Consider the following 10,255-nt stretch of genomic DNA (forward strand, 5'->3'; position numbering starts at 1 on the left):
AGACTTCAGGAGGCAATGTGGACTACAGATACCGAGGTGACGTGAACAAGCTCCAAGGCCACGACCCAGTTGGAAGTGGCGAGTGTGTGGCACTGGTTCAGCAGTTCGCGAAGGCACCGCAGACCACTCGCTGGCGTCCTGGCTTACATGTGCTCGATGCGGAATACATCGCCCCAGGAACTGCCATAGCCACGTTTTCCAGCCCGATTGCCCCTTTCCGCTCAACGCACGGCAACCACGCGGCGCTGTTCATGTACGCAGGTCCTAAGGCCCCTGACACAAAACAGCCCAAGTACATCGTCGTGATGGACCAGTGGAAAGGACGAGAGGGCGGGATAAAGGCGCGTCGTATAAACTATTACAGTCCAGAGGCCGCGAAGGCCAAGCGTATTCTGGACTCCGACAATGCAGCTGCCTTTTACGTTATCCGATAACTCATGGTCGCTACAGTTCTACTGCTGGTCGGCGCAACCGCACTTACAGCGCAAGTACCGCAATGTCCGGCCGATCTGAGTGCCGGCTCGATAAAAGTACAGCCATCACCCGGATGGACGGGAGTGCCCTCAACCCGTCTGCTCTTGTCTGGTGCCGGCGTCGTGATTGGTCGGCCAGACGTTGAGCCGCGAGCTGAACTGAGAGGCGGCGCGCGGCAACTCAGCAAGCGCGTGACTGAAACCACGTATTCCGGGTTGAGTGAGCAAGAAAAGTGGCTTATCTGCACTTACGGCCGCGGGGGAGAGTTAGAACAAGCGCGCCCACTTCCACCGGAGGCCGACCAATGTGTCGTTCGAGTCACCCGCAGCCAATATAACGACGTTACCGTAGCGGTGGCCTGCACTAACTTGGCACCTTCGAAATAGGCTCCAAAAACGCTATACCTTCTTTTGGGAGAAGGTATGGAACTCGCTATCGGACTTTGCAGGAACAAAGTAGCTCAGCTCGTAACGGAACATGAAAAAATCGAAGAGGTGGCGGCGCACCAGCTGCTAAAGCGCGGACTGCCTACACAAGTATTGCCGCGCGCGCGTTTCGCCACGGACTTGCAAGGCTGGCGCCTACTCCCCACTGAGGAAGCAAATGCCTACCCAAGCGCTTTTGGCTTCTCGGCCGACATGTCCAATCATCAGGTGTTCGAGTTCTTCGTCGGTGAGCATCGTTATCTCGTTCCAGCACTTGTGCTCGTTCGGGCAGCCCTCAAGAACAAAAAATCACTGATAGCCGCAGCATTCCAACCGCAAGGCTTGGAACTCGCGATCACGCCAATTTTTGAGGATGACCTGCTGTCAGACTTCTGGATTCAAGAAGAATCGGGGCGCTCAGGATTAAACACCGAGTTTCTTCACTGGCTGTACGCCTATCCCTCAGCACGACGCATGTTCCACAGTGTGTTTAGACATGCCCTTGAGGGGCGTCTCGGAATATCACTGCCCCTAGGAATTATCGAAGCGACCGCCTGCTTTCGGTCCGACCAACGGAAGCGCAAAACTCACTTTGTAACTAACCTCAATATCTGTCGTGTGACGACCGCAGAGTTCCCATTAGACTATTGCCTACAAAGGGGCTCTATCATAACGTATCGACGTAGCAACCAAGCGACAGTCCAGCTTGCTAAAAGTCGAGCCTTGGAACTGGTGTCAACTCATGGCGCATGATTAGGCCGCTTTATCGCCGGCGAATGTAGTACACGGACAATCACTCGAAAAGAAACTCCGTTGGAGTCCAGGAAGGCAGCGGCTTTTCTGTTTCCAAGTTCGGCCGCCATCGCAATCCCTCGCGCGACGATTTCGGCTGTTACGTTGTCTTGTCTTGCATCGACACCACGCTGAGCTGCGCCCGAATGCACCATCTTGTCCTCCCTGACATATCGATTGAACTTATCAAGTTGTGGTCAGGGAGGTATTGAGCTCGGTCAAATTTCAACGCTCCTCGTCAAGAAAACCACCTCTTGTGGTGACGAAAACTAGGCCGACAGTCTAGCTGCCGCGTTCGTAAGACCGAAAAAGATTTGATCACTCAGTTGAGCCGGGAATGTCGGTGGCAGTTGGGCGCGCACTGCCGCAACTACTTCTGGCGTGCGGGCCACCAGGTCATCGATCAGGTTGTCAACCGAGCCACCGTCTGGTGCGAGAATGCTGTGACGTTGGGCGACAGCTATCCAGTGCCTGCGTTGGATTTCTCTCATGTGATAGTGCGTGTTCTTTGAGCGTAAAGCCATAGCCATCTTCACGCGGCTCGGGGACCATTTATTGGGGCCGTGTCCCAAGAGCGGGTAAGCAGAAAGCACGTCATAGATCGGAGCGAGATGAAAACGGCCTCCAGGGAGTAAATGGAAACTGAAGTTCTTGGCGTGACCGTCAGGAGCGCAAAGCATCCAGAATAGGACTTGGGCTTGGAAAAAGGTCCTCTTGTCGCGCTCGGGATCGAGAGCCCCATCTAAGAAGCTCAGGATGCGGTCAATACCTGGGCCGCCATCCGACTCATACTTGAGGGCTGGAGGAAAACCCATCGCCTGGCACACATCATCTTGAGGCAGTCGACTTAGCCAGCTACCGCTTGCGCCGTAGGACCAAGCTCTATCAAACCTCTCCACGACGAGGGCCCACTGGTCTTCAAACTGTAAGGGCTCGCAGCGGGCCACTGGTAGGCCATAGGCGCGCAATATCAAGGAGCACAACCACTCATTCTCGATGGAGTCGCGCAGGTCAATCTTCTGGTTCCCGACCAGGCCCATCGGCAGCTTGAGGATGTGTGTGCTCGGCATCGAGCCGCTGGGCAACCGCCACTGACCATCAAAGTACAGTAACGCTGTCTTCTCCTGTGCGCCGGCGATGGCCACACGAAGATCGTGACTTGGGCTGCGGCGATCCGCTGATGTCGCTGCGCGCAGCACGTCGGCCACCTCAGCGTTAGTCAGCTCTGGGGGCTCAATAGCAGCCGTAGCCGGAGCCGCTCCAACTGGAAGCAACTGGAGCGCCCCTACGCAATCGCGCCCCAGTTGGGCCAACATATCGAAGGCGCCGGTCGACCTGGCGCCATACCGCTGTGCCAGGCGCTCGCGTATCTCTACGCTGTCGGGCAAGAGGTTCTCGAAATAATTACGTACCGTGTGACCGCGGTGACCAAGGTTGGGAGGAACTAGCGGCAAAGAGAGCGAAAGTGGGACGGCCTGCTCATTGTTGAGCCAACTCTCAGCATACTCGAGGACATCGCCCTGTGTGGTCATGCGCCAAGTGCCGACGAACGCTCCATTCATCCACAAGCCCAGAGCATGGTCCGCATCGCGCTCCATTACAAAATCCTGCAAGCCCTCAGGAACTACTCCATCAACGAACCACGTTCCGACCGCAGGATCGAAGTACGCGCCATGCGCCACCGCCAGCGGCTGTTCTGCGGTATTGATTCCGAGTAGTGTCCGCAGCATCGCCATCCCCCGAAAATGAGCCCGTCCCAATCTCCCCTAACAGGACGGAGTCGGATATTCCCATGCGTTACTGATTGGGCTGAACTGCGGCTGGACTTGAACTTGCATCTTGCAGCCGTTCTCATACTTCACTGTGCAGTTTCCGTTCGTGCATGCGGAGGTGCACTGCAAATGAGGTGTGCGAGGGCGGCAGTCGGCCGCCGCCACAGGAGTCTTTTGAGGCAGCGCTTTCTGGGGGAACCCTTTGAAGTCATCCCAGTTGGTTATGTCACTGTCCTGACACTTCGTGAAACTTTTTATACAGCTCTGGTACGCAGCATCTACAGCCTCTTGGACTGTGTCGTACCCGGTCGCCCAGGTGCAGCCATCCTCACCACAGGTGACTGCACCGTACCCAGGACCGGCGGCCCGCGTGACCACCTTGCAGGTTTTAGCCAGATCGCCGATCCCATTCTGACGAGCGGTCACGCGACATCCTTCTAGCGCGTCGTTATCCGCCTCTTTTTGTGAAGCGTAGTTGGACGACCGGAACCATGATTTTTTTGTTTGCTTGTCAATGGTCGCTATGGATGTGTATGCCCCGACGTGGGAAGCCACTGCGGTTAGTAGAGCGAAGATGAGCAGTTGAAGTATTTTCATTTTTATAGGTCCTTAGGCATCGATGCCGAAAGCAATTGCAGCCGGCGCAAATATTTCCTCATCGAAATATATCTCAAATTCCTAAATATGTCACTTATAGTTGTCATATAGTCCCTTATAGTTAGTGGACTGCGCAAGCTCCTGCTGTGAAGCTTGTATTCATGAAAAAATCACGCGAACCGCTATCTGCAAGGGAAATTTTCGGAAGAAATTTGCGTCGAGCCCGGCGCCTAAAAGACGCAACGCAGGAGGAATTAGCGTTGCAGGCGGGCTTGAGCCGCATCTACGTTAGTGAGGTAGAACGCGGCATCAGAAACGTATCTATCGACAACATGCAGCTTCTGTCTGAGGCACTGGGAGTCCCATTGCAGGACCTTGTTGACCCCGACCTGTTTAGCACCCTACGCATATCTACTGAGTAGAACAAAGCTTCGCCATTTCCCCCTCTGATTGCCCCACCCCCAGCCCTCGCTGACCTACTAGGCACCACGATTGTGACAATTGGTTAGATTTCCAATGGTCAACATTTCATATAATTCTCTCCACGCGAAACGGCACGCAAAGATGCCATGAGAAAGAGGAAGTGGAATGGCCTTACAGGCATGCCATGAATGTGGCACACAGATCAGCAGCGAAGCAAAGACTTGCCCCAGCTGCGGGGTAATCCCAAAAAACAAATCAAACACCGTCTCTCAGGTCGTGGGGGTTGTGTGCATCATTGGTTTCGCCTGGTTCTATTTCGGCGGAGGGCTGGAGAAGCAAGCTGCGAAGGAGATGAGCAATATAGAAGCTCAAGTGGCAAGGGACGCCGTCAAGCAGTACAACATCGCCAAAGCCGCGGGCGCACCGATTGATATTTGCGTTCAGGCGGGCCTGGTCTCGGCGTCCTACCTACAAGCGAAAGACGACACGAACTACGCCAAATGGAAAGACATTGAGGCCGCTGATTGTTCCGCGGCTGGGGTTCCTCGGTAAGCATACCCCCGTTAGCCACAATGGCATTGCCCTCAACCATGAAGATGGCATCGGCCGAAGCGTTCTGCCAAGGACATTGTGGGACTTAGCAAAATCGAACCTATTCGATCCGTACCAAGCCCTGCTGTCCAAGGACTAATGCTTAACAATTATCTGGAATTTCAAAGGAACGCATGGAGCGCGCAATTTATTCAAAAACAGGACTGCCGATATCGGTGGCTCAATATGTGCGCCACGAGGGGGCAAAGCTAGATGGAAAAGGCCAGCGTAGAGTCAGGGCGGCCGTAACTTGTCCGGGGTGCAGCGAGCCGGTTCATACAATCTCGGAAAATCTATTTGGAAGGGCAAACACTTGGGGGCATGATCCAAATCCACTCGGCCCTTGGTGCCCGATAAAGGACTCAGGAGGAATCAAATATGCACTCTTAGCACCTACCTCACTCAACGCGATGACAGGTAAAGCGCTGCGTGCATCTTTTTTGACGCATTGGCAAATACATTGGGGCCATATTCAGCATATGGCAGCCTTCGCAGACATCGACACATTTATCGGTTTTATTCAACATGCTGATCGAACGAACTTTTGGGACCATATCGGGCTGCAGGAATGGCACCTGCCATATATTGCGCTTAGCTTTTGCGAGCATCCACCAAGAGCAGCCCGAACTGAATGGTTTAGGTTTATGTTTGATTCGAAAATTAGGGACTATGCCGATTTATGGATTCGAACCACGGGCACTTGGAAGTTCCTGAAAATGCGTTATCGAAATCCACGGACAGGGGTCCCAGGGCCGACTCATTACATAGACTGCGATCTCATAACCCCTGATCCGCTTTTCCTGACAAAGCCATTTCGCCCACCAAATTCGCATCAGTTACGGAAAATGAAATCGATCTACGGCGTCTAAAACGGTGCCTGGAATTGGGCCAAGACGAATGTACGGACAATCTGTGATTGGTTGGCGTATGAGCTCAGTTTGGCGTAACAATTCAAAGACCAACTGTAGTGAAGGCAATGCCAGTAATAATGGAGTTTCACTCCCCCATCCAGTCGGGCCCCGGACCACGTCAGTACCAAAACATTTGACAATAACGTCCTGCTTCGCGTACTGCCACAGAACAAAGGGCCCAACTTCATTGTCGATTATGGAAACAACTGGATCGCCCCCTCCGATAGCATCAGCCCACGTAGCAAGGAGTACGGCAAGATTGGAAATCTGCTCAGCTTGAAGTGAGGATGACTTGAAACCAAACTCATGTAGCTGAGACTTCGGCGCGTGATGTGCTTGTGCCAAGCCAGTATCCGCCGAAGTCCCGATTTCATGCTGGGGGCAATCAGCCGGGCGATGTTTGTGGGTCATGGGTACCACATCCTTTCTTCGTCAAATGGTTTACCAGAAGTATAGGAAGGCCTAGCCGTCATAACGTGCTCGAAATCGATATATTTGAAAATCACCCATTGATTTGAGCCCATTTTCTGTTAGCGAGCAAGCGCATAAGGAACGTCCGAATAGATGAAATTATTTGACCAGCTCCCGCGACCTTCTTGGCCAAGAAAAGAGACCTTTTTGAAGCTGAGTAGGTTCCTGAATTCCTGCATCATGCTGATGGCGACAGCCCTTGCCGCTTACGCATCGTGGTACAGCTACAAAGCCGCCGAAAAAGCCAATGCGACGGCATCGGACGCGTACCTCTTTACTGTCCGTGCGGCTAACGACGCGAGCACGCTACAGCAGCCCTCATTAAGCGTTATGGCTGGAAAGATTACTCAAGGGAAGACTGAAGGTGATGGATATTTCAAAGAGGTTTGGTATCGTGCTGAGTTACGAATCCGAAACTCCGGGGCGCGCGATGCGGCCCCTGCTTGGGTCTCTCTCAGTGATGGAGTGAGTGGAACGTGGTCTGCAATAGTTAAACTCGGAAACATCCCAAAAGACCAAGAAATTGTAGTCAGTTTCGATCTGAAAGGAGAGGAACGTTTAGCCCTCCTTAAAAAATTAGAGGTGCTCGCTGTCGGGCTCCGCTACCTCGATACAGCTCCAGAATACAAATATGAGCATCAAGGAGCGAACGCGGTCTCGTTCAAGCGCAGCTGTGGAACGCCAAGAATACAGTTGTTAACGCGGCATAGAACGCTAAGCGAGTCGGGAGAAAATGAGGTGGATTTGACTATGGGGCCTGCTTTCGCCCCAGAGCAATTGACAGACACTGCAGGATGGAATTCCGGATTGGGTGCCGCCCGTGAGGCTTATCAATCTCTCATAGCCTTGAGCTCAAAAGAGTGCCAGTCTGCCGAGGAAAAATAACTCATTCAACGGACAGCAGCAGTACGGTGACTCCGCGCTAAAGGATAGCACTTGTGCTCGCGTCGCTACGGGGTGCTGACAATGCTCGACGCCGCTGCAGTGGACCAAGCCGTGGTAGCAGCAGGTGCAGCTGTACATGGCTTGGCCACTGGTAGAGGCAACACAAGCGGCTGCGAACGCGGGTCCGGTAGTGCCTTCCACGCCCCAGCTTCCATTGATTGGGGGCTTGCCAAGTTCTGTATTGGGCTTTTGCGGGAGCAGGCACGGCCGGGCCGTCCCCCGCCCAACGCCGTCTGCAAATTGGGCAGTTGGGCCCGCAGGATACCGCTAACGAAAATGCCTGACGGGTACCCAAAAGCTCGATAAAAGCTTCATAAAATACACTTGCTTATTGGAATTTCGGCCCAATTTCGTAAGTTAGACTCATTTTTAACAAGCCAACGATGATCCCCCTAACCTCGCCAATGTCATTCCCAGAAAACAGCCAACTTTTAACAACCACGCCCGCAGCCATAACGACAGAAATAGTGGCCTTGTGCCAGGGAATTTCTCCGACGACCACGCCTGAATATGTAGAGGTACGAGTAGAGCCTGCTGCCGAAGTGAACGAATGCTTTGCGAATGTAGCTCGCAAAATTGATACGGATGGCGGTTCAATTCAACACGGCTGGAGCATTTGGCAATTCGGAAGCTGGATGGTAGAGGCCGAGTTCCACGCAGTGTGGCGGAATGCGGATGGCAAGCTGATTGACATCAGCCCCAAGCCAGATGGCGAGGCCCGAATTCTCTTTCTGCCCGATCCTCGACGTGTTTATCAAGGAGCGCCAAGGGATAACGTTAGAAGGCCGTTACATCAGAACAAGCTCATCGACGACTACATCAACTTGGCGAAGAAATTCTACGCCATGGTATTCGCGGACAAGGCTGGGCCAATCTCCGCTGATCCGCAAAAGTTGATGCTGATGTTGGAGTGCAAAGAACTGCTGAAAAATATGCTGCAGTGTGGGCTGAGTGGGGAGGATCGGTGTGGTTGCGAGAGTGGAAAACTCTATCGGAACTGCCACCGTAAGCTCGCTCAGACGCTCCGAATATAGGCAACATTGTTGAAATGTGAAATAGCCCTCGCAAGCTTTCGCCGATCCTCAAGAAGTCGTTTCTCCAAGGTCCAATGCTTGCTGGTTAGACTTTCATGGTAGAGGTACTGCACCATCTCCCAGAAGTCGGCTATGGAATCGACAAACCCTTCAAGCATTGCCGGCTCAATGTTCATATCAGCGAAGGGTGGCGCCACTGTTCGTTCGGTTCGCGTGCCATCTAGCGCGAGCAGGGACTCCCTGCAATATGCTGGCCACAGTTCCGGATGGCGCTGCCACAAACCGGTCACAGCTTTGCCGTCTCCGTGCCGGCAGGCATTCCCCAGCTCGGCGAGCAGATCGATCTGCGGGAAAGACAAGAACGCGCTCATGGGGACGCCACGAAGGTCACGAAACAGCTCCTGCAGGTCCGGACGTTTTTTCTCTGCCTTCTTATTCTTCCAATGGGCATGATGGATTTGACCTTGCATCTCAGCCTGACGATCATCCCGACATACGCAAGTGACCAAATACTGACGCAACTGCCTCTCCCAGATGGACTGTATGGAAAGGCACATCGCGGCAGCAGTGATGGCACGCTGGTCAAGTCGATCAGAATGAACAAAGCACGCCCCCCCCTCATCGCTACTTGCCCAGTGCTCGACCTCCGCTTCTGCGCTAATTAGCGCAGGCCTGGCCACCTTGCTCCAGTATTCTTTGATGACTAGGCCGAACCTTGTCGCAGTGACGTCACCAAAGCAATTCCGCCATTGGAATTGAACACGGCCGTCGGCCGCCTGGCCGTGGCCGAGGACCTCGCTGACACTCACCGGCTCATCTCCTCAATCGAGACCTTAGGCTGCCCCTCCCGCGTCAAGATGCCGGCCAAGCTCGACAGCTTGCGGTGCTTGATCCGCATGACAACGGTCCCATCGCTAAGCTGAGAGAACGCTACCCTCGCGCCTGCGGTCAAGCCGAGTGCGGCCCGGAGCTTTTTGGGGAGCGTGATGCCCCCGCGGGAATTCACGGTCATTATTGTTGTCATGGTTGCCCCCTTCAGAAAGCGAGACGGTCGCACCTTGCGCAGTCCATCGCCAATTCCGAGTAAGCCTAGCACGAGCGATCAGTAGTCAGATAGCAAATCGCAGCTGACTGTGCAGCTCTTAATAACAGAGGTACACAATCCCCTCGGGGATTGACTGCTACTGACGGAGAAATCCACCCCGGCGCTGCGACCAGCGCGTGACAATCGGTGATTTTTCTAATTCGCAAGAATGGTATTCTGCAACTTGCTGGATCAGCATAGCCGAATGGGACCTAATAACCAATGAAAATCGAAATAGAAATCCCCGACACCGATGAGCTTGATGGAATCTCCGACGAGGACATGGAGCGAATAATCGACGAGGCCATCCGTACTACTCACTGGCATGAATACGCCGGCGTCGATATCGACTTGACCGATGCGCGCGCGCGAGTCGTGGAGAGTGCCTGGAGCAAGAAGCCGCCGCGGTCATTCCTGACTTGGCTGAAGACTCAAACGAAGCGAGAAGATATCGTGGGCGATTTTGCGAGAGATGCAGCGAAGGACCCTCGCGCGCCGGGCGGCCGGGCCACGAAGGGGGAGTGGCGTGACTATCTGGGTGGAGCTCAGCATCTAGTGGAGGCCTTAAACAATTCTTGGAATGACTTCCTTATAGAACCCGCATGAGTGACTTATGGATAGTTTTCTTGACGGTCGCGACTCCCATTGCCGGAGTGGTTGGATTCGCCATACAGCTTCGTACAGTTCGCAAGGTTAAGTTGGAAAACGCCAAGCTTGAGCTGGAGATAGTTCGACT

The 10,255-nt window shown here is 53.8% G+C and carries 14 protein-coding genes; 9 read left to right on the forward strand and 5 right to left on the reverse strand.

The window, feature by feature from the left end; genetic code table 11:
* Window positions 1–41: 41 nt before the first annotated feature.
* The 3 genes from GJ698_RS06475 to GJ698_RS06480 are packed head-to-tail and all read left to right on the forward strand — an operon-like array spanning window position 42 to window position 1,652.
* On the forward strand, window positions 42–434 hold the full coding sequence (locus GJ698_RS06475; protein ID WP_154356800.1) for a BPSL0067 family protein: 393 nt from the start codon (window positions 42–44) through the stop codon (window positions 432–434).
* 3 nt (window positions 435–437) lie between these two features.
* Window positions 438–860: an STY0301 family protein gene (locus tag GJ698_RS31360; RefSeq protein ID WP_371865161.1), complete on the forward strand. Its 423-nt coding sequence runs from the start codon at window positions 438–440 to the stop codon at window positions 858–860.
* A 36-nt stretch (window positions 861–896) separates the two neighbouring features.
* Window positions 897–1,652 (forward strand): hypothetical protein, encoded by a 756-nt coding sequence (locus tag GJ698_RS06480; protein ID WP_154356801.1) that lies wholly within the window; start codon window positions 897–899, stop codon window positions 1,650–1,652.
* Window positions 1,653–1,960: 308 nt separating this feature from the next.
* Here the strand turns inward: GJ698_RS06480 and GJ698_RS06485 are convergent, their stop codons facing one another.
* Together GJ698_RS06485 and GJ698_RS31365 are read right to left on the reverse strand one after the other, a co-directional pair.
* Complete coding sequence (locus GJ698_RS06485) at window positions 1,961–3,289, reverse strand: type II toxin-antitoxin system HipA family toxin (protein WP_443090113.1); 1,329 nt, start codon at window positions 3,287–3,289, stop codon at window positions 1,961–1,963.
* 168 nt (window positions 3,290–3,457) lie between these two features.
* Complete coding sequence (locus GJ698_RS31365) at window positions 3,458–4,060, reverse strand: DUF4189 domain-containing protein (protein WP_154356802.1); 603 nt, start codon at window positions 4,058–4,060, stop codon at window positions 3,458–3,460.
* Between the two features lie 161 nt (window positions 4,061–4,221).
* Here GJ698_RS31365 and GJ698_RS06495 point away from each other — a divergent pair, with 161 nt between their 5' ends.
* The 3 genes from GJ698_RS06495 (at window position 4,222) to GJ698_RS30445 (ending at window position 5,943) form a co-directional block, all read left to right on the forward strand.
* Complete coding sequence (locus GJ698_RS06495; protein ID WP_154356803.1) at window positions 4,222–4,482, forward strand: helix-turn-helix domain-containing protein; 261 nt, start codon at window positions 4,222–4,224, stop codon at window positions 4,480–4,482.
* Between the two features lie 166 nt (window positions 4,483–4,648).
* Window positions 4,649–5,035, forward strand: coding sequence for a zinc-ribbon domain-containing protein (locus GJ698_RS06500; RefSeq protein ID WP_154356804.1), 387 nt, complete (start codon window positions 4,649–4,651; stop codon window positions 5,033–5,035).
* Window positions 5,036–5,208: 173 nt separating this feature from the next.
* On the forward strand, window positions 5,209–5,943 hold the full coding sequence (locus tag GJ698_RS30445) for a hypothetical protein (protein ID WP_166454814.1): 735 nt from the start codon (window positions 5,209–5,211) through the stop codon (window positions 5,941–5,943).
* On the opposite strand, the gene GJ698_RS06505 is transcribed toward GJ698_RS30445, so the two are convergent.
* Window positions 5,911–6,396: a hypothetical protein gene (locus tag GJ698_RS06505; protein ID WP_154356805.1), complete on the reverse strand. Its 486-nt coding sequence runs from the start codon at window positions 6,394–6,396 to the stop codon at window positions 5,911–5,913. The two genes, GJ698_RS30445 and GJ698_RS06505, sit on opposite strands and share 33 nt — an antisense overlap.
* A 153-nt stretch (window positions 6,397–6,549) precedes the next feature.
* Here GJ698_RS06505 and GJ698_RS06510 point away from each other — a divergent pair, with 153 nt between their 5' ends.
* Both GJ698_RS06510 and GJ698_RS06515 read left to right on the forward strand, forming a co-directional pair.
* Window positions 6,550–7,341: a hypothetical protein gene (locus GJ698_RS06510; protein WP_154356806.1), complete on the forward strand. Its 792-nt coding sequence runs from the start codon at window positions 6,550–6,552 to the stop codon at window positions 7,339–7,341.
* Window positions 7,342–7,805: 464 nt separating this feature from the next.
* Window positions 7,806–8,435 carry a zinc chelation protein SecC gene (locus tag GJ698_RS06515; RefSeq protein WP_154356807.1) on the forward strand — a complete coding sequence of 210 codons (630 nt, stop codon included), beginning with the start codon at window positions 7,806–7,808 and terminating at the stop codon, window positions 8,433–8,435.
* Here the strand turns inward: GJ698_RS06515 and GJ698_RS06520 are convergent.
* Window positions 8,417–9,244, reverse strand: coding sequence for a hypothetical protein (locus GJ698_RS06520; RefSeq protein WP_154356808.1), 828 nt, complete (start codon window positions 9,242–9,244; stop codon window positions 8,417–8,419). The genes GJ698_RS06515 and GJ698_RS06520 overlap by 19 nt on opposite strands.
* The gene (locus GJ698_RS06525; protein WP_154356809.1) at window positions 9,241–9,459 is read right to left on the reverse strand and encodes an AbrB/MazE/SpoVT family DNA-binding domain-containing protein; all 219 of its coding nucleotides are present in this window, start codon (window positions 9,457–9,459) and stop codon (window positions 9,241–9,243) included. Before GJ698_RS06525 ends, GJ698_RS06520 begins: the two co-directional genes overlap by 4 nt.
* Before the next feature lie 282 nt (window positions 9,460–9,741).
* Here GJ698_RS06525 and GJ698_RS06530 point away from each other — a divergent pair, with 282 nt between their 5' ends.
* Window positions 9,742–10,125 (forward strand): YozE family protein, encoded by a 384-nt coding sequence (locus GJ698_RS06530; protein ID WP_154356810.1) that lies wholly within the window; start codon window positions 9,742–9,744, stop codon window positions 10,123–10,125.
* The last annotated feature ends 130 nt before the right edge of the window (window positions 10,126–10,255 follow it).

It is taken from the genome of Duganella aquatilis, from assembly GCF_009674565.1.
Taxonomy (GTDB): domain Bacteria; phylum Pseudomonadota; class Gammaproteobacteria; order Burkholderiales; family Burkholderiaceae_D; genus Rugamonas; species Rugamonas aquatilis.

Bases quoted from the DNA above. Each gene is read 5' to 3' on its own strand.
- GJ698_RS31360 (WP_371865161.1), top strand. From the start codon at position 438: ATGGTCGCTACAGTTCTACTGCTGGTCGGCGCAACCGCACTTACAGCG.
- GJ698_RS06480 (WP_154356801.1), top strand. From the start codon at position 897: ATGGAACTCGCTATCGGACTTTGCAGGAACAAAGTAGCTCAGCTCGTA.
- GJ698_RS06485 (WP_443090113.1), bottom strand. From the start codon at position 3,289: ATGGAGCGCGATGCGGACCATGCTCTGGGCTTGTGGATGAATGGAGCG.
- GJ698_RS31365 (WP_154356802.1), bottom strand. From the start codon at position 4,060: ATGAAAATACTTCAACTGCTCATCTTCGCTCTACTAACCGCAGTGGCT.
- GJ698_RS06495 (WP_154356803.1), top strand. From the start codon at position 4,222: ATGAAAAAATCACGCGAACCGCTATCTGCAAGGGAAATTTTCGGAAGA.
- GJ698_RS06500 (WP_154356804.1), top strand. From the start codon at position 4,649: ATGGCCTTACAGGCATGCCATGAATGTGGCACACAGATCAGCAGCGAA.
- GJ698_RS30445 (WP_166454814.1), top strand. From the start codon at position 5,209: ATGGAGCGCGCAATTTATTCAAAAACAGGACTGCCGATATCGGTGGCT.
- GJ698_RS06505 (WP_154356805.1), bottom strand. From the start codon at position 6,396: ATGACCCACAAACATCGCCCGGCTGATTGCCCCCAGCATGAAATCGGG.
- GJ698_RS06510 (WP_154356806.1), top strand. From the start codon at position 6,550: ATGAAATTATTTGACCAGCTCCCGCGACCTTCTTGGCCAAGAAAAGAG.
- GJ698_RS06515 (WP_154356807.1), top strand. From the start codon at position 7,806: ATGTCATTCCCAGAAAACAGCCAACTTTTAACAACCACGCCCGCAGCC.
- GJ698_RS06525 (WP_154356809.1), bottom strand. From the start codon at position 9,459: ATGACAACAATAATGACCGTGAATTCCCGCGGGGGCATCACGCTCCCC.
- GJ698_RS06530 (WP_154356810.1), top strand. From the start codon at position 9,742: ATGAAAATCGAAATAGAAATCCCCGACACCGATGAGCTTGATGGAATC.